This window comes from Mesonia sp. K4-1 (genome assembly GCF_008017825.1).
In the GTDB taxonomy this organism is placed as follows: Bacteria; Bacteroidota; Bacteroidia; order Flavobacteriales; family Flavobacteriaceae; genus Mesonia.
In genome coordinates this window covers 56,518-75,240 of sequence record NZ_VRLS01000052.1, presented here as the reverse complement: position 1 = coordinate 75,240, position 18,723 = coordinate 56,518, and the positions used below count along the sequence as shown (strand labels likewise).

The following is an 18,723-nucleotide window of genomic DNA, read 5'->3' as shown; positions in this document are numbered from 1 at the left end:
AAGTGGTACTTACTTGTTTGACCGAAAAAAATAATAATGGTTTAACTCTTTGTTAAGAATTATATTTTCCTCTAGATTAACTTTTAGATGATTAATACTTTGTTGTTGTTTTATTTTACGGAAATCAAATTTTGATACATACTTTTTTTCCATAAATGTTCTCGACCAAAAACTACGCTTTATTATAAAAAAAGGGTCTTTAATCATAAACAACGGAATAAAGTAATACCACTTAATCCCTTGTCGTTTATAAAATGACACCGCTTTTTCTTTTAGTCCTAATTCTTTAGAGGCGGTAATGATAGCACTTCTTTGACATTTTGATCCTTTGTAATGATTCGCTGTTTTAGTATTAAATCCGTAAATGTAAAATAGATCTTTTACTCGTTTATAATTTTGGTAACGTGACCAACCATCCATAAGAACCAAGAAAATATGTACAAAAGAAAATAGAAAGCTTACTAGCCACAATACAGAGAATAAAACGGAGGTATTTTGTAAAGCTTTATATAAAAAGTACCCATATATATAAGATTCTAAAACAAATAAGAATAAAGAAAAATAAAGAAGTTTCCCTACCTCTAAATAAGATATTAACCAATGTCGTTGTTTAGGAAGTTCTTGAGGGAACATATAGTTAGCTTGCTTGATAAAAACACAGATAAGTTATGCATCTAATTTACTATAAAAAAACTTAGTGTTTCTATTTTCTTTAGTCTGTAAAGCCATGAAAAATAAAAATACGTAATCTCATATAAATTAATTAACTTGTTATCGCAACTTAAACAAAATATATAATGGCATCAATTTTAGATTTATTAAAAACAGAAGCAGGTCAAAATTTAATCAATGGAGCAAGCAAAGAAGCAGGCGTTTCTAAAGAAAAAACAGGTTCGGTTCTTTCTATGGCTTTGCCCGCCATATTAGGCGCTATGAAATCTAACGCTAATACCAAAGAAGGAGAAGAGAATCTTAATAAAGCATTAGAGTCTGAAGAACATGATGGTTCTATTTTAAATAACCTTAGCGGAATGTTAGGTGGAGATAACAGCGGTTTATTAAGTAAAGGAGCTGGAATTTTAGGAAATGTTCTGAGCGGTGGAAAAGAATCTGCCTTAACAGCAAACATTAGTAAAATGACAGGAGTAGATGCTTCATCAGTTGGGAAAATCATTAAAATGGCGATGCCTTTGGTTATGGGCTTTCTAGGAAAACAAAAACAAAATAGTGGTGGTGGTTTGACATCTTTATTAGGTTCTGCGATGGGAACAAGTGGAGATAAAGATGCGTCTATGTTAGAAACTTTATTAGATGCAGATGGTGATGGTAGTATGCTGGATGATGTTGCCGGAAAATTTTTAGGAGGCAATAAAAAAGGTGGCGGTGGTCTTGGAGGACTTTTCTAAATAATTTTATCAATATAAAAAATAAGCCTTTTTAAGAATTTAATTTTTTAAAAAGGCTTTTCTTATTAATACTTCAATTTATCTATTTGGTTAGGATGAGATGAAGAGTCTAAAATATTTAAAAGTACCCCATAGACATCTTCTTTTTCTATTTTCGATTTTATCCAAGCATAAAACCCTAACATTAAAATATCGGCAGGTTTTTTTGAAGCATCTAAAAAACTATTTTCTAATTGACGTTTTAATTTTGAAGATCTGTCTTGCTCGGGATTATCGTAATAAGCTTTTATTAATTGTGTAAATTGAAGAATTCGATCTTCACCTAAAGTTTTAAGTCGGTTGCCAAAGCGTTTATAGAAAGAATGAAAGTGTTGATATACTAAATCTACTTTATCCAACTCTATAAGAATAATAATTTGAATCACATTCTTTTTAATTACCCACAATAAATCTACTTTTTTCTCGTACCAGTGATCGCTATGCTGAAATTCTTTTAATAAATGATAAGCTTTTTGATGCTTTTGTTGAAGAATAAAACAAACCGCTAAGGTGAGGTTGAGGTTAGGACTTTTAAGATTAGAATCTTCTAAAGTTATTATAGCGTTTTCAAGTTGATTGGTGTAAATAAGGTCGAGTGCTTTAAGTAAAATTAAATCTTCCTGAAAAATATCACCAAATTTATTGTCTTGAGATTTCTCTTTTAATTCTGCTATAAGTAGAAGTGATTTTTTAAAATTCTTAGTTCTAAAATAAATATTAGCCATCAAGCTTAGCATGTGTAGATAATAATATTCATGTTTTTCTATAAGGTGAGACTTCTTTTTTACGATGCTAAAGAGTGTAGTAGAATACTCTAAAATATCAAAATAATCACTTTGTTGTTTTGCTGCTGCGGATAAAATACTGAGTAGCTGGAATAAAGATTTATAAGTAAGGGTCTCTTCTGCTTTAATATGAAATTTTGAAAACACATTTTCAACTAGCTTTTTCGAGTTCTGAAGCGGATTCTTTTTAAGTCCTGTTTCTATTTCGGCATAAGCCATGTTGAGCTGAAACTCGTTATTAAAAGACGCTAAGTTTTTGTTGGCTTCATTAAAAAGATCAGATAAAGACTTGCTTTTTTGGTGTTTCGCGTATTGTATTTTGGTATGATAAACTTCATTAAGAATACTATATAACTCAAATTCTTTAGCCAAATCTTCTGAACGTTGTAGCGTTTTTACTGCTAAAGGAAAAACTTGCTTTTCAAAAAATATACGACTGGCTAATAATAATTTTAAACATGTGATTTCTTCAGATGTTTCTCCCGAAAAACTTTGCGCAGCAACAACTTCAACGATATTTTCCTGAAGTCGGTTACAGAGCGCATAAAATGCATTTTTGGATGGTTTACCGTAAATTCTTTCATCTAAACGATCTGTTTTTCCTTTACGGATATAATTAAACAATAAAATGTTCTTAGCATCACCGCGTTGATTATTGTCTTTTAAAAATTTAAGAACTTTTTGTTGCTCTTCAGCGCTTAAGGACTCTATTAAATTAATTAACAGCATAATTTAATCGTAAGTTAAATGTGCTAATATACTAGTAAAATTGGCATATGTTTAAATTTTAATACTCAATTAATCGTAAGAATATCTAAAATTTAGATTAGCTGTAGGTTGAAGCTTCTCGCATCTTTGTAAGTACAAACATCAAAAACAATAAATTATGGAAATGCAAACAGATTTTAAAAATGAACAAGTAGAATTAAAGAAAACTAAAAGAAATCCGTTTAACGGAAAACCTACAGGAGCATTTGTATCTGCTTCTTGGTCGGCTTTATTTATAGGAATGATATCCTTTTGTATTGGATTATGGAATGCAGAGATGCTACTTAATGAAAAAGGCTATTATTTTACCATCCTTTTATTCGGACTTTTTTCTGTGATTTCGGTACAAAAAAGTGTGAGAGATAAACAAGAGTACATTCCTGTAACCGATGTATATTACGGTATTAGTTGGGTAACAACCATTGCTTCTATTTTGTTATTAATTGTAGGACTTTGGAACGCCGATTTAGAACTAAGCGAAAAAGGGTTCTACGGCATGTCGTTTACCTTAGCTTTATTTAGTGCTATTGCGGTACAGAAAAACACAAGAGATATAAAATGGATTGATAGAGAAGATAAATAAAACACCAAAACAGAACTTTCAATAAGTTCTGTTTTGATGTTTATAAAACGACTCTAAATAATTATTTAGAGTCGTTTTATAAACATCAAAACAGAACTTATTGAAAGTTCTGTTTTGGTGTTTTATTTATCTTCTCTATCAATCCATTTTATATCTCTTGTGTTTTTCTGTACCGCAATAGCACTAAATAAAGCTAAGGTAAACGACATGCCGTAGAACCCTTTTTCGCTTAGTTCTAAATCGGCGTTCCAAAGTCCTACAATTAATAACAAAATAGAAGCAATGGTTGTTACCCAACTAATACCGTAATATACATCGGTTACAGGAATGTACTCTTGTTTATCTCTCACACTTTTTTGTACCGAAATCACAGAAAAAAGTCCGAATAAAAGGATGGTAAAATAATAGCCTTTTTCATTAAGTAGCATCTCTGCATTCCATAATCCAATACAAAAGGATATCATTCCTATAAATAAAGCCGACCAAGAAGCAGATACAAATGCTCCTGTAGGTTTTCCGTTAAACGGATTTCTTTTAGTTTTCTTTAATTCTACTTGTTCATTTTTAAAATCTGTTTGCATTTCCATAATTTATTGTTTTTGATGTTTGTACTTACAAAGATGCGAGAAGCTTCAACCTACAGCTAATCTAAATTTTAGATATTCTTACGATTAATTGAGTATTAAAATTTAAACATATGCCAATTTTACTAGTATATTAGCACATTTAACTTACGATTAAATTATGCTGTTAATTAATTTAATAGAGTCCTTAAGCGCTGAAGAGCAACAAAAAGTTCTTAAATTTTTAAAAGACAATAATCAACGCGGTGATGCTAAGAACATTTTATTGTTTAATTATATCCGTAAAGGAAAAACAGATCGTTTAGATGAAAGAATTTACGGTAAACCATCCAAAAATGCATTTTATGCGCTCTGTAACCGACTTCAGGAAAATATCGTTGAAGTTGTTGCTGCGCAAAGTTTTTCGGGAGAAACATCTGAAGAAATCACATGTTTAAAATTATTATTAGCCAGTCGTATATTTTTTGAAAAGCAAGTTTTTCCTTTAGCAGTAAAAACGCTACAACGTTCAGAAGATTTGGCTAAAGAATTTGAGTTATATAGTATTCTTAATGAAGTTTATCATACCAAAATACAATACGCGAAACACCAAAAAAGCAAGTCTTTATCTGATCTTTTTAATGAAGCCAACAAAAACTTAGCGTCTTTTAATAACGAGTTTCAGCTCAACATGGCTTATGCCGAAATAGAAACAGGACTTAAAAAGAATCCGCTTCAGAACTCGAAAAAGCTAGTTGAAAATGTGTTTTCAAAATTTCATATTAAAGCAGAAGAGACCCTTACTTATAAATCTTTATTCCAGCTACTCAGTATTTTATCCGCAGCAGCAAAACAACAAAGTGATTATTTTGATATTTTAGAGTATTCTACTACACTCTTTAGCATCGTAAAAAAGAAGTCTCACCTTATAGAAAAACATGAATATTATTATCTACACATGCTAAGCTTGATGGCTAATATTTATTTTAGAACTAAGAATTTTAAAAAATCACTTCTACTTATAGCAGAATTAAAAGAGAAATCTCAAGACAATAAATTTGGTGATATTTTTCAGGAAGATTTAATTTTACTTAAAGCACTCGACCTTATTTACACCAATCAACTTGAAAACGCTATAATAACTTTAGAAGATTCTAATCTTAAAAGTCCTAACCTCAACCTCACCTTAGCGGTTTGTTTTATTCTTCAACAAAAGCATCAAAAAGCTTATCATTTATTAAAAGAATTTCAGCATAGCGATCACTGGTACGAGAAAAAAGTAGATTTATTGTGGGTAATTAAAAAGAATGTGATTCAAATTATTATTCTTATAGAGTTGGATAAAGTAGATTTAGTATATCAACACTTTCATTCTTTCTATAAACGCTTTGGCAACCGACTTAAAACTTTAGGTGAAGATCGAATTCTTCAATTTACACAATTAATAAAAGCTTATTACGATAATCCCGAGCAAGACAGATCTTCAAAATTAAAACGTCAATTAGAAAATAGTTTTTTAGATGCTTCAAAAAAACCTGCCGATATTTTAATGTTAGGGTTTTATGCTTGGATAAAATCGAAAATAGAAAAAGAAGATGTCTATGGGGTACTTTTAAATATTTTAGACTCTTCATCTCATCCTAACCAAATAGATAAATTGAAGTATTAATAAGAAAAGCCTTTTTAAAAAATTAAATTCTTAAAAAGGCTTATTTTTTATATTGATAAAATTATTTAGAAAAGTCCTCCAAGACCACCGCCACCTTTTTTATTGCCTCCTAAAAATTTTCCGGCAACATCATCCAGCATACTACCATCACCATCTGCATCTAATAAAGTTTCTAACATAGACGCATCTTTATCTCCACTTGTTCCCATCGCAGAACCTAATAAAGATGTCAAACCACCACCACTATTTTGTTTTTGTTTTCCTAGAAAGCCCATAACCAAAGGCATCGCCATTTTAATGATTTTCCCAACTGATGAAGCATCTACTCCTGTCATTTTACTAATGTTTGCTGTTAAGGCAGATTCTTTTCCACCGCTCAGAACATTTCCTAAAATTCCAGCTCCTTTACTTAATAAACCGCTGTTATCTCCACCTAACATTCCGCTAAGGTTATTTAAAATAGAACCATCATGTTCTTCAGACTCTAATGCTTTATTAAGATTCTCTTCTCCTTCTTTGGTATTAGCGTTAGATTTCATAGCGCCTAATATGGCGGGCAAAGCCATAGAAAGAACCGAACCTGTTTTTTCTTTAGAAACGCCTGCTTCTTTGCTTGCTCCATTGATTAAATTTTGACCTGCTTCTGTTTTTAATAAATCTAAAATTGATGCCATTATATATTTTGTTTAAGTTGCGATAACAAGTTAATTAATTTATATGAGATTACGTATTTTTATTTTTCATGGCTTTACAGACTAAAGAAAATAGAAACACTAAGTTTTTTTATAGTAAATTAGATGCATAACTTATCTGTGTTTTTATCAAGCAAGCTAACTATATGTTCCCTCAAGAACTTCCTAAACAACGACATTGGTTAATATCTTATTTAGAGGTAGGGAAACTTCTTTATTTTTCTTTATTCTTATTTGTTTTAGAATCTTATATATATGGGTACTTTTTATATAAAGCTTTACAAAATACCTCCGTTTTATTCTCTGTATTGTGGCTAGTAAGCTTTCTATTTTCTTTTGTACATATTTTCTTGGTTCTTATGGATGGTTGGTCACGTTACCAAAATTATAAACGAGTAAAAGATCTATTTTACATTTACGGATTTAATACTAAAACAGCGAATCATTACAAAGGATCAAAATGTCAAAGAAGTGCTATCATTACCGCCTCTAAAGAATTAGGACTAAAAGAAAAAGCGGTGTCATTTTATAAACGACAAGGGATTAAGTGGTATTACTTTATTCCGTTGTTTATGATTAAAGACCCTTTTTTTATAATAAAGCGTAGTTTTTGGTCGAGAACATTTATGGAAAAAAAGTATGTATCAAAATTTGATTTCCGTAAAATAAAACAACAACAAAGTATTAATCATCTAAAAGTTAATCTAGAGGAAAATATAATTCTTAACAAAGAGTTAAACCATTATTATTTTTTTCGGTCAAACAAGTAAGTACCACTTAAATCAACTATATATTCATGAATAAATCATTATTATTTAAAACTTGTCTTATCGGAATAAGCCTTTCGTTAAGCAGTTGTGCTATTTTTCAAAAAAAACAAGCTCCGCAAGCTAAAGCCGAAACCTCTAAGAAAGGAGACATTAAAGATTACAAAAAGGTAATTACCAAAGATGCAAAATCTGACAAAGGATTATTTACCGTGCATCAACTAGACAAAAAGTATTTTTACGAAATTCCAGATACACTTTTTAACCGTGAAATGTTAATGGTGACAAGAATTGCTAAAACTGCAAACGGACTGGGGTTTGGGGGAGGAAAACAAAACACTCAAGTACTTCGCTGGCAAAAAAAAGGCGATGATGTTTTACTTAGAGTAGTTTCTCACGAAGTGGTAGCTGCAGATTCTCTTCCTGTTCATGAAGCGGTGGTCAACTCTAATTTTGAGCCTATTTTATATTCTTTTCCTATTAAAGCATTCCATAAAGACTCTATCAATAATAATACGGTAATTGAAGTAACCGATTTATATAAGAAAGATATTGCTGCACTTGGTTTTCCACAATCAAGAAGAAAAAACTATAAAATATCTCGTTTAGATGACGATAGATCATACATTGATACAATTAGAAGTTTCCCTAAAAACATTGAGGTAAGACACGTAAAAACTTACAACGCTTCGCAACCACCATCAAATAGTGCTACGGGTTCTATTTCTTTAGAATTTAGCAACTCTATGATATTGCTACCAAAAACTCCAATGAAAAGGCGTTATTTCGATGAGCGTGTGGGCTGGTTTGCAAGAAGTCAAACCGATTATGGTTTAAGCGCACAAAAAAGTAAAGAGGTTACCTATTTAGACCGTTGGAAATTAGAAGTAAAAGAAGAAGACAAGCAAAAGTTTTTAAATGGTGAATTAGTAGAGCCAAAAAAACAAATTGTCTATTATATAGATAGAGCGACTCCAAAGCAATGGGTTCCTTACATTAAACAAGGGATTGAAGATTGGCAAGTTGCCTTTGAAGCTGCAGGTTTTAAAAATGCGATTATTGCTAAAGAAGCTCCAAGCAAAGAAGAAGATCCAGATTGGAGTCCAGAAGATGTTAGATATTCTGTAGTTAGGTATTTAGCTTCTCCTATTCCTAATGCAAATGGACCCCACGTTAGTGATCCACGTTCGGGAGAAATTTTAGAATCAGATATTAACTGGTATCACAATGTAATGACTTTATTGAGAAACTGGTTTTTTGTACAAACCGCAGCCATCAATGAGGACGCTCGTGATGTAGAATTTAAAGATGAGGTGATGGGAAGACTTATCCGCTTTGTTTCTTCACATGAAGTAGGTCACACTTTAGGTTTACCACACAATATGGGAAGTAGTGTTGCCTATAAGGTAGAAGATTTACGTAACCCAGAATTCACTAAAAAATATGGAACCGCTCCATCTATTATGGATTACGCACGTTTCAATTATATCGCTCAACCAGGAGATGGTGATGTTGCTTTAATGCCAAATATTGGTATTTACGATAAGTATTCTATTAATTGGGGTTACAGACCTATTTTAGATAAATCTGCAAAAGAAGAAAAACCTATTTTAGATGAATGGATTTTAGAACATGCAGGAAACCCAATGTATCGTTTCGGGAGTCAACAAAGTGGTAGTACTATCGACCCAAGTTCTCAAACCGAAGATTTAGGAGATGATAGCATGTTAGCTAGTGAGTATGGTATTAAAAACCTTAAAAGAATAGTGCCTAATCTTATAGAATGGACAGCAGAAGACGGTAAAGACTATCAAGATTTAAACGATTTATATAAACAAATATTAAGTCAGTATAATAGATATATGGGTCATGTGACTGCTAATATTGGAGGTGTATATGAGCATTACAAAACTTACGATCAAGAAGGCGCGGTTTATACTCACGTTGACACGGAAAAACAAAAAAGAGCTATGAGCTTTTTACAAGATCAATTGTTTACCACACCAGAGTGGTTATTAGATGCATCTATATTTAATAAAATTGAATTTGACGGAAGCGTGGAGCGTTTAAGAAGCTACCAAGTAAGAACATTAAATAATATTCTAGATTTTGGAAGAATGGCAAGGTTAATTGAAAATGAAACCATCAATGAAAATGCTTATGGTTTATTAGATATGATGAGCGATTTAAGATCTGGAGTATTTAGTGAACTTTCTAGAGGAAATACAATAGATATCTATAGAAGAAACCTTCAAAGAGCCTATGTAGATAGAATGGCTTATTTAATGAAAGAAAAGCAAAAATCAATTCCTGCAAAATATAGAAATTGGATTAATCATAGTGATATTAATGTAGAGCAAAGTGATATTCGTCCTGTAGTAAGAGCAGAACTTAATAATCTGAAAAGAGAAGTACAACGTGCTATTGGTAGAACATCAGATAAAATGAGTAGATACCACTTACAAGATTTAGTAGAAAGAATAGATATTATTTTAGATCCTAGAGGATAAGATAATTCCAACTATTAATTATCATTTAAAAGCCGGCTTACAAGTCGGTTTTTTTTATGTTTTGTTGGTAATAAAATGCCGGTAATAATAAAATTAAGAAGAGAGGCTGAATTAAAAATCGACGCACATAAAATAAAAACATATAGTTTTCCGCTTTAAGCGGAGAAAGGAGATAGTAGAAAACACCTATTAAAATAATAAAACTTCCCGCATAGAACAACCCCGAAAATTTTAAAATACTCTTCTTTGAAAATGCTAGATATAATATGATTAATGATAAAAGCGTATTTATAAAGAATCTGGCAGAGGTCAAACTCATCAACTTCCATTTCTCCAATGCAGGCGGTTCTGCCTGGGTAAAGTTAGATCTAAAAAAATCTACCAAAGGATCATGAAAAAGAACTTCTTCAAATAAGCGTACGCTCACTAGGAGAATTAAACAACCTATTCCTAAAACCCATTTAATGATTTTCATGTGTTAACTTTTTTTCTCTCCGTACTCATTCGCACCCAAATCATCCAAAGCAAGAAAACGACTCCGTAGATAAATCCAGGAAAAACAATGTCATGTAAAAAAGAAGCATATTCTGGATACTCATGAATTCCTATACAAAGCAAGCCTACTCTAATGATATTTAGAGCATAAATAAGCGTGGCACCCGAAAATGCAAAAAGAAAAGTTTTTTTAAAATTAGTATGAAAAGCTATAATAAAAGCAACAAAAAGAATCATAACACTTATAGCATTACAACCTTCTACAATTCTAGCAACATAGTTGTCGTTTATAATAAACTTCATAGATAAATCATTGGGATGAGGAGCTATACGCACATCATACCCTAAACTTTCTACTACATATTTGCTCTGTTTAGTCACCAAATGGGTAATATAGTCTGGATAGTATTCTTGAGAAGAAAAATGAGTCAAGTAGTATTGATAGCCTAAGGCCAAGATCACATAAGAGCCGCCAAACAAAAGAAGAAACTTTACAACGGCCTTATTTTTTTTTATAAGTTCTATCAAGGGAATAACTTTTAATACAAATTTATAGAATTAGAAATTCACTAAGCGATATTTTATAAATACTTTTGCGTAAAAAATTGAAAATGACCTTACAAGAAATTCAAGTTAAAGCTACAGAGCTTATTCAAAACGACCAATTATCGATTGATCACCGTCTTAACGAAGTGTGCTCTCTCTTAAAAGAAAATATTTCCTACTACAACTGGGTAGGTTTTTACTTTAAAAATGGTGATAAACGTGAGCTAAAATTAAGAGCTTATGCAGGAGAACCAACCGAACATACCATTATCCCTTTTGGAAAAGGAATTTGCGGTCAGGTAGCAGAATCTAATGCCAACTTTATAGTTCCTAATGTACAAGAACAAGACAATTACATTTCATGCAATATCAATGTGAAAAGTGAAATCGTGATTCCTTTATTTGTAAATGGTGAAAATATAGGACAAATTGATATTGATTCGAATACTCCAGATCCTTTCACCAAAGAAGATGAAACTTTCTTAGAAAACATCAATAAAGAGGTTGCCAATATTTTAGGTTAATTTTTGGGCGTTCCCTACGGGTCGGGCTTTCGCTACTCGCTTTTTGTTTTTATCAAAACAAAAGAGCTTAGACAAACCGCTCAATCCCTAACGCAAAAACTACGCTATATAAAATAAGTCTGATGCTATACCATCACTTAAAAATTTTCCGTTTTGAGTGATGGTATAATTATTTTCATTCTTTTTTATAAGTCCTTTCTCTATAAAAACAGGAAGCTCTTTCTGTAAATAATTCACATATTTATTTCCAAAAAGTTCTTCTATTTCCAATAAGCTAATTCCCCACATCGTTCGTAAACGCGTCATTACATATTCATTGTACGCATCATTACTAGATAAGGTTTCTTTTTCTATAGGAAGTTGATTTTCTTCGATGGCCTGTATGTATTTAGGATTGTTAGATACATTCCAACTTCTCACCCCTTGATGATAACCGTGTGCCGACGGACCTATTCCTAAATAAGATTCTCCCATCCAATAAGCTGTATTGTTTTTTGAAAAGTAGTCAGGTTTTCCAAAATTTGAAAATTCATAGTTGATAAAACCTGCCGAACTCATTACTTCTTGTAAAATTTTAAAATGTGCAGCAGCAAGCGCATCATCTACAGGAGCTACTTTTCCTTTTTCTATCATTTTTTTGAGAGCTGTTTTAGGCTCAACCGTCAATGCATAACTAGAAATATGAGGAACCTCTAAAGATAAAGCAATATCGAGATTTTGTTGCCAACGTTCATTACTCATATCAGGTATTCCGTAAATGAGATCTATAGAAATATTATCAAAAAACTTCTTCGCTTCCCGAATAGAAGTTAACGCCTCCTCATGATTATGAGCCCGATTCATAAGTTGTAAATCTTCTTCAAAAAAAGACTGCACTCCTATACTTAACCTGTTGATTGGAGTTTGTGATAATTCCTGAATTTTCTCTAGAGATAAATCATCTGGATTTGCTTCTAAAGTTATTTCCGCGTTAAGCGAAACATCATAATTCTTATAAATCGTATCGAGTAAAACCTTAATTTGATCTTTGGTTAGCAAACTTGGCGTACCTCCACCAAAATAAATAGTCTTTACTTCCTCTTTAATTTCTTCTTTGCGGAGCAAAATTTCTTTATGAATAGCTGCTACCATTTGGGGCTGCTTATTTAACCCTGTAGAGAAATGGAAGTCACAATAATGACAAGCTTGTTTGCAAAATGGAATATGTATATAAATACCTGCCATTAGCTCTTTTTATTTTTTTCTTCTATCCATAAAGACATGTACTTTGTACTTTGTAAGGTATGATGCATTAACATAGATCCCATAAAATTTTGTTGCCTATGCTTTTCTAGACGCTCTTGCAAACGCCTAATTGTATCGAAAAAATGAGAGCTAAAATTTTCTTTTTGAAATCGGTTCTGAATCACTTTAAAACCGTTCTGCTGAGCTTTATTCCATCTTTTTTCTCGCGTATACAGCATAAATGCGGCATCGGCAATTTCTTGATCATTGTTAGAAATTTCTCCGTTCCAAGGGTAAATCCCACATATACCTTCAGCTCCTATAGTAGTAGTTACACTGGGAGTACCCGTGAGCATAGCATCGATAAACTTACCTTTAATTCCTGCTCCAAATCGTAGAGGCGCCAGTAATACCTTATATTTCTCTATAGTACTTAACGCTTCGGTGGCTCTCCCTTTTATAAAGAACTTCTCTTTTTTATTATTTAATTGTTCTACTTTTTGGGTAGCATAAGCCCCATAAATATGCAACTCTGCCTTTGGCAATTGCTTTCTAATAATAGGCCAAATGCTTTGTTTTAAATATAGCACGGCATCCCAATTAGGATCGTGTAAAAAATTTCCTATGAAAATAAAATTTTCGCGTTCTTCAAAGTTAGTTAGCTCGGTTGAGGGAGAGGTACGCTCTTGAGGTACTAAAAACGGAATATAGAGTAAAAGATCTCTATCTATTTTAAATTTTTCGGTTAACAAATCTCTTTCTGCCTCAGAAATAATTAAGGTGAGATCACAACGTAGAATACTGGCAATTTCTCTTTTGGCTTCCTTAGAAAACAAATCGGTTTTGGTTAACACCCTGTTTTTCTTTGCCGCCTCATAACGGGCTTTTCTAAAAAAATGTAAATCTTCGGTATCTAAAATACGAAAAGCATTAGGGCATTGCTCTGCTACTCGCCATCCAAACTGCTCTTCCATCATAAAGCGATCAAACATCACTATAGTAGGATCAAGCTCTTTTAACCAGCTATCAAACTCACTTTTATTGGCTTCAATCTGTACTTGTTCTATCCCCATTTCCTCTAAATTAACTGCATATTCAGAAAATCTAGCAGGACAGGCATAAGTTATTTGGTAACCTTTTTCTAAAAATAGATCTATGAGTTGCATCATTCTACTCCCTGCCGCCGAAGAAGCAGGCTCTGGCCAAATGTAACCTATGATAAGAAGTTGCTTCATTTTATGTTTTTTTTCACAGTTAACAACAAAAATATACCTTATATTATTTGTAGCTTTATCGCACTAATTAATATTCTATCATGCCACCGAGCAAAGAAAATCAAATTAATCCAGAAAAATGGGTAGATCGTTACTCTGATTTTCTTTTTAATTATACCATAACACGAGTAAACAATAGAGATATTGCTAAAGACCTTATTTCTGAAACTTTTCTTGCTGGATTAAAATCTATGAAGAATTTTAAAGGGGAAGCCACCGAACGTACTTGGTTAGTTTCCATTTTAAAACGCAAGATTATTGATTATTACCGTAAAATAAATTCTAATAAAGGAAAAGCTGAAGTTAAGATAAACTATAATAACGAAGGCGATGATGGAGATTGGTTAGAGGAAAAAGTAGCTGATCATGACGACATTACTGCTGAAGATAATTTAATGAATGATGAGCTAAAAAGCACTATATTTAATTGTCTTTCTTCCCTCCCAAAACAACAAGCAAAAGTCTTTAAAATGAAAACCATTGACAATTACGATACCGAAGTAATTTGTAATGATTTAAATATTAGTCCGTCTAATTTATGGGTAATTATACATAGAGCCAGAAAAAAAATGGCTGATTGTATGGAAGACAAATGGTTATAATATGAGTACATCAAACAATTTACGACATTCACTCTGCGAAAAATATGGAGTATTCTGTGATAAATGTCAATATAACGAAGCAAGTATTTGGGAAAAACTCAAATTAAAATTCCACTTATTTATGTGTGGAGAATGCCGAAAATATTCTCAAAAAAACACTCAGCTTAGCGAAGTAATTAAAAATGCGAAGCTTAGTAATTTAACCCCAGAAGAACAAGAGAGTTTTAAAATACTACTTCAAAAGCAAATGCAAAATTCAAGTTCTAAAAATTCATAAGTCTCCTCCTACCATTCTATATACCCTATTCCTAATTCTAATAAAAACCATATTATAGGAACTGCTTCTACATAAAAAGAAGCATAAAATTCACGCTGCTGCTTTCTTGCTAACTTTATAAAAATTGCGCTTAAAATTCCGATAAGAATTACTGGCAACATCTTTATAAATTCCAATTCACTTAAAATTCCTTGCATACCTATTACCAATGCAATTAGCAAATAACCTATCCTTTTCACTTGCTTTACCCCTACCAATTGAGGCAAAGTACCTAAACCATCATCATCAAATTTTAGATCTCTTATCTCAAAAGGAATGGTGATCGAAATCACAAATAAAAAAACTTGAAGCCATTTTACCCATACTTTATATTCTAAAAAAGCAACCTCATCTATTAGAGGCAGTAAAACACAAACTCCTGCCCAAACAAAAGCGATGATAAAAATTTTTGTCCCTTTTAAGTTTCTTAGGTTCTTCTGCTTTGGTAAAAAAGGTATAGCATACAATGTGGTACAAAAACCCAAAAAGCCAGTGAGAATTAAAAAATTAGTAGATTGAAGAGAAAAAAAGTAAAGCAAACCTAAAAACGCGAATAATGAAAAAACCTGAATCATTTTCAAATTCTTTGTAAGGCTGTAATGATGCAATTTTGCAATCCCTGCATATTTCACAAAATTATAGCCAGAAATAGTCCCTAAAAACACGAAAAGAAGAATATTAATATTAAACACTCCTAGAAAACTTAAGCTTGTTACTGCTGTTAAAGCAGTAACCGCCAAAGCTACGTGAATACTACTGTTGATGTAAAAGTTGATCGCTTTTTTAAAGAGGTTCATAATTCAAAAATAAAGCTTTAAAATGACACCTTAACTATGCCTTTTAAAGTATACTGATAAGCTACAGAATTAACATTGTTTTCTTTAGAAAAAATGTACTTTTGCAAACCACAAACACAACTATATTTTTTAATACATGAACACAGATTCTTTTGCATTAAGACATATTGGTCCCAGACCAGAAAACATAGCAGAAATGCTAAAAACTGTAGGAGTAGATTCTTTAGATCAATTGATTTACGAAACCATTCCAGACAATATAAGGTTACAAAAAGACCTAGATTTAAACGAAGCTTTAAGCGAGCAAGAATATTTGGAGCACATTACCAAACTTGCTGCTAAAAATAAAATGTTTAAAACCTATATAGGTTTAGGATACCACCAATCTATTACTCCCCCTGTAGTTCAGCGTAACGTATTAGAAAATCCAGGGTGGTATACAGCTTATACTCCTTACCAAGCAGAAATTGCTCAAGGTAGATTAGAAGCCCTTCTTAACTTTCAAACCATGGTGGCCGATCTTACCGGAATGGAGTTGGCAAACGCTTCACTTTTAGATGAAGCTACCGCTGCTGCGGAAGCCATGACTCTCTTGTTTGCGGTTAGAGATCGTGACCAAAAGAAAAGAAAAGCGGTAAAGTTTTTTGTTTCTGAAGAGATTTTACCACAAACACTTTCTTTATTACAAACCAGAGCCAATCCATTAGAGATTGAATTAGTTGTAGGAAACCACGAAGAATTTAATTTCTCTGAAGATTTCTTTGGAGCCATTCTTCAGTATCCAGGAACCAGCGGAAGGGTTTACAACTACGCTCCGTTTATCGCTCAAGCTAAAGAAGCAGGAATTAAAATTGCTGTCGCTGCAGATATTTTAAGCCTAGTAAAACTACAAGCTCCAGGTAACTTTGGTGTAGATGTAGTCGTAGGTACCACGCAACGTTTTGGTATTCCATTAGGTTATGGAGGACCACACGCAGCATATTTTGCAACCAAAGAAGAATATAAAAGAAATATCCCAGGAAGAATTATTGGGGTAACTAAAGACCTTGACGGAAATGTAGCCTTAAGAATGGCTTTACAAACACGTGAGCAACATATAAAAAGAGACAAAGCCACTTCAAATATTTGTACTGCACAAGTATTACTAGCTGTAATGGCTTCTATGTATGGTGTCTATCACGGACCAAAAGGTTTACAATATATAGCCAATAAAGTTCACCGCTCTGCAGCCGAACTTACCGATGCTCTAGAGCAATTAGGTTATTACCAAGAAAACGATTATTATTTTGACACAATTCGTATTAAAGCGAATGCTGCCAAAATAAAAGAAGTGGCCGAAGCAAGTGAAATCAATTTTTACTACCCAGAAGAAGACACGGTTTCTATTAGCTTAAACGAAGCAACTAGCTTAACCGATCTTAACAATATTATTGCTGTTTTTGCTCACGTAGCAGGAAAAGCTTCTATCAAAGTTACTTCTTTAGAGAAAGATATTATCGATAAAGAAAATGTAGCGAGAGATAGTGATTTCATGACGAATGAAGTATTTAATAAATACCATTCTGAAACTGAATTGATGCGTTACATCAAGAAATTAGAGCGTAAAGATTTATCTTTAAATCACTCTATGATTTCTTTAGGATCTTGTACAATGAAGCTAAATGCTGCAGCAGAAATGCTTCCGTTAAGCTACCCTCAATGGGGAAATATTCATCCTTTTGTACCAATTGATCAAGCACAAGGTTACCAAGAAGTATTAAAAAAATTAGAAGATCAGTTAACTGAAATTACTGGTTTTGCTGCAACCTCACTTCAGCCCAACTCCGGTGCTCAAGGAGAATTTGCAGGATTAATGGCAATTAGAGCTTACCACGAATCTCGCGGAGATCATCACAGAAATATTTGTTTAATTCCTTCTTCCGCTCACGGTACCAATCCGGCAAGTGCAGTAATGGCAGGAATGAAAGTGGTCGTAACCAAAGCAAATGAATCTGGAAGTATTGATGTAGACGATTTAAAGGAAAAAGCTTTAAAACATAAAGATAATCTTTCGGCAGTTATGATTACTTACCCATCCACACACGGGGTGTATGAATCTGCCATAAAAGAAATTACACAAATCGTTCACGATAACGGCGGACAAGTTTATATGGATGGTGCAAATATGAATGCGCAAGTGGGCTTAACCAATCCAGGAAACATTGGCGCAGATGTTTGTCACCTTAATTTACATAAAACCTTTGCTATTCCTCACGGAGGTGGAGGCCCTGGTGTTGGACCAATTTGTGTTGCAAAGCAATTAGTTCCATTTTTACCAGGAAACCCAATCATTAAAACGGGAGGAGAAAACGCTATTAATGCAATTTCTGCCGCACCATGGGGTTCTTCTTTAGTATGCCTTATTTCTTATGCCTACATTACTATGCTAGGCCCTAAAGGATTAAAATCTAGTACAGAGCATGCTATATTAAATGCGAATTACATTAAAAATCGTTTAGAAGGTCATTTCACTACGTTGTACTCTGGAGAAAGAGGAAGAGCAGCTCATGAAATGATTATCGACTGCAGACCTTTTAAAGAAAAAGGAATTGAAGTAGTAGATATTGCGAAGCGTCTTATTGACTATGGTTTCCATTCTCCTACAGTTTCTTTTCCAGTAGCAGGAACAATGATGATAGAACCAACAGAGAGTGAAAGTAAAGAAGAATTAGATCGTTTTTGCGATGCTTTAATTTCTATTAGAGAAGAGATTAAAACGGTTGAAAAAGAAGAACCTAACAATGTTCTTAAAAATGCTCCGCATACATTAAAAATGCTTACTTCTAGTGACTGGGACTTTCCTTATACTAGAGAAAAAGCAGCTTATCCTTTACCATATGTGTCAGATAATAAATTTTGGCCATCAGTAAGACGTGTAGATGATGCTTACGGAGATCGCAATCTTATGTGTACTTGCGCACCAATGGAAGAATATATGTAAACTCTTATTTATTAAAATAGAAAAGCCTGTAAATTAATTATGGGCTTTTTTATTTTTATAAGTTTTAAACATTAATTGACTCTTAAAAACTAAATATTTTACCATTTTAATAAAAAAGTAAAATATTTTAAAGCTTAAATTATCATACTTGCATTTTTGTAGATAAAAATTTATTAATTCAAT

Annotated in this window: 18 protein-coding genes; 9 read left to right on the top strand and 9 right to left on the bottom strand. The window is 32.5% G+C overall.

Translation table 11 applies throughout. From position 1 onward, the window contains the following. Positions 1-9: 9 nt before the first annotated feature. Positions 10-633: a hypothetical protein gene (locus tag FT986_RS08475; protein WP_187248594.1), complete on the bottom strand. Its 624-nt coding sequence runs from the start codon at positions 631-633 to the stop codon at positions 10-12. Between the two features lie 164 nt (positions 634-797). On the opposite strand from FT986_RS08475, the gene FT986_RS08470 reads away from it, so the two are divergent. After that, positions 798-1,406 carry a DUF937 domain-containing protein gene (locus tag FT986_RS08470; protein ID WP_147864701.1) on the top strand — a complete coding sequence of 203 codons (609 nt, stop codon included), beginning with the start codon at positions 798-800 and terminating at the stop codon, positions 1,404-1,406. Positions 1,407-1,471: 65 nt separating this feature from the next. On the opposite strand, the gene FT986_RS08465 is transcribed toward FT986_RS08470, so the two are convergent. Then, on the bottom strand, positions 1,472-2,959 hold the full coding sequence (locus tag FT986_RS08465; RefSeq protein WP_147864702.1) for a hypothetical protein: 1,488 nt from the start codon (positions 2,957-2,959) through the stop codon (positions 1,472-1,474). 163 nt (positions 2,960-3,122) lie between these two features. On the opposite strand from FT986_RS08465, the gene yiaA (FT986_RS08460) reads away from it, so the two are divergent. Beyond that, positions 3,123-3,581, top strand: coding sequence for an inner membrane protein YiaA (gene yiaA, locus FT986_RS08460; protein WP_370451164.1), 459 nt, complete (start codon positions 3,123-3,125; stop codon positions 3,579-3,581). A 122-nt stretch (positions 3,582-3,703) separates the two neighbouring features. Here the strand turns inward: yiaA (FT986_RS08460) and yiaA (FT986_RS08455) are convergent, their stop codons facing one another. Then, positions 3,704-4,162 carry an inner membrane protein YiaA gene (gene yiaA / locus FT986_RS08455; RefSeq protein ID WP_370451164.1) on the bottom strand — a complete coding sequence of 153 codons (459 nt, stop codon included), beginning with the start codon at positions 4,160-4,162 and terminating at the stop codon, positions 3,704-3,706. A gap of 163 nt (positions 4,163-4,325) precedes the next feature. On the opposite strand from yiaA (FT986_RS08455), the gene FT986_RS08450 reads away from it, so the two are divergent. Then, the gene (locus FT986_RS08450; RefSeq protein ID WP_147864702.1) at positions 4,326-5,813 is read left to right on the top strand and encodes a hypothetical protein; all 1,488 of its coding nucleotides are present in this window, start codon (positions 4,326-4,328) and stop codon (positions 5,811-5,813) included. A 65-nt stretch (positions 5,814-5,878) separates the two neighbouring features. Here FT986_RS08450 and FT986_RS08445 read toward each other — a convergent pair whose 3' ends face one another. Further along, positions 5,879-6,487, bottom strand: a complete 609-nt coding sequence (locus FT986_RS08445; RefSeq protein ID WP_147864701.1) for a DUF937 domain-containing protein — start codon at positions 6,485-6,487, stop codon at positions 5,879-5,881. Positions 6,488-6,651: 164 nt separating this feature from the next. On the opposite strand from FT986_RS08445, the gene FT986_RS08440 reads away from it, so the two are divergent. Both FT986_RS08440 and FT986_RS08435 read left to right on the top strand, forming a co-directional pair. After that, positions 6,652-7,275, top strand: coding sequence for a hypothetical protein (locus FT986_RS08440; protein WP_187248594.1), 624 nt, complete (start codon positions 6,652-6,654; stop codon positions 7,273-7,275). Positions 7,276-7,301: 26 nt separating this feature from the next. Next, positions 7,302-9,782: a zinc-dependent metalloprotease gene (locus FT986_RS08435; protein ID WP_147864700.1), complete on the top strand. Its 2,481-nt coding sequence runs from the start codon at positions 7,302-7,304 to the stop codon at positions 9,780-9,782. Positions 9,783-9,819: 37 nt separating this feature from the next. On the opposite strand, the gene FT986_RS08430 is transcribed toward FT986_RS08435, so the two are convergent. Next, positions 9,820-10,257: an exosortase F system-associated protein gene (locus FT986_RS08430; RefSeq protein ID WP_147864699.1), complete on the bottom strand. Its 438-nt coding sequence runs from the start codon at positions 10,255-10,257 to the stop codon at positions 9,820-9,822. Next, entirely contained in the window at positions 10,254-10,805 is a 552-nt protein-coding gene (xrtF, locus tag FT986_RS08425; RefSeq protein WP_147864698.1) for an exosortase family protein XrtF, read from the bottom strand. The genes FT986_RS08430 and xrtF overlap by 4 nt, the downstream gene beginning before the upstream one ends. An 83-nt stretch (positions 10,806-10,888) precedes the next feature. Between xrtF and FT986_RS08420 the strand changes: the two genes are divergently transcribed. Beyond that, positions 10,889-11,347, top strand: a complete 459-nt coding sequence (locus FT986_RS08420; protein ID WP_147864697.1) for a GAF domain-containing protein — start codon at positions 10,889-10,891, stop codon at positions 11,345-11,347. 99 nt (positions 11,348-11,446) lie between these two features. On the opposite strand, the gene hemW is transcribed toward FT986_RS08420, so the two are convergent. Together hemW and FT986_RS08410 are read right to left on the bottom strand one after the other, a co-directional pair. Further along, positions 11,447-12,571, bottom strand: coding sequence for a radical SAM family heme chaperone HemW (gene hemW, locus FT986_RS08415; RefSeq protein ID WP_147864696.1), 1,125 nt, complete (start codon positions 12,569-12,571; stop codon positions 11,447-11,449). Next, on the bottom strand, positions 12,571-13,806 hold the full coding sequence (locus FT986_RS08410) for a glycosyltransferase family 4 protein (protein WP_147864695.1): 1,236 nt from the start codon (positions 13,804-13,806) through the stop codon (positions 12,571-12,573). Before FT986_RS08410 ends, hemW begins: the two co-directional genes overlap by 1 nt. Positions 13,807-13,886: 80 nt before the next feature. On the opposite strand from FT986_RS08410, the gene FT986_RS08405 reads away from it, so the two are divergent. Together FT986_RS08405 and FT986_RS08400 are read left to right on the top strand one after the other, a co-directional pair. Beyond that, a complete protein-coding gene (locus FT986_RS08405; RefSeq protein WP_147864694.1) occupies positions 13,887-14,447 on the top strand; it encodes a sigma-70 family RNA polymerase sigma factor in 561 nt (186 codons plus the stop codon). A gap of 1 nt (position 14,448) precedes the next feature. Beyond that, positions 14,449-14,724 carry a hypothetical protein gene (locus FT986_RS08400; protein WP_147864693.1) on the top strand — a complete coding sequence of 92 codons (276 nt, stop codon included), beginning with the start codon at positions 14,449-14,451 and terminating at the stop codon, positions 14,722-14,724. An 8-nt stretch (positions 14,725-14,732) separates the two neighbouring features. Here the strand turns inward: FT986_RS08400 and FT986_RS08395 are convergent, their stop codons facing one another. Continuing rightward, on the bottom strand, positions 14,733-15,560 hold the full coding sequence (locus tag FT986_RS08395; RefSeq protein WP_147864692.1) for a hypothetical protein: 828 nt from the start codon (positions 15,558-15,560) through the stop codon (positions 14,733-14,735). Positions 15,561-15,696: 136 nt separating this feature from the next. On the opposite strand from FT986_RS08395, the gene gcvP reads away from it, so the two are divergent. Continuing rightward, complete coding sequence (gene gcvP, locus FT986_RS08390) at positions 15,697-18,540, top strand: aminomethyl-transferring glycine dehydrogenase (RefSeq protein WP_147864691.1); 2,844 nt, start codon at positions 15,697-15,699, stop codon at positions 18,538-18,540. The last annotated feature ends 183 nt before the right edge of the window (positions 18,541-18,723 follow it).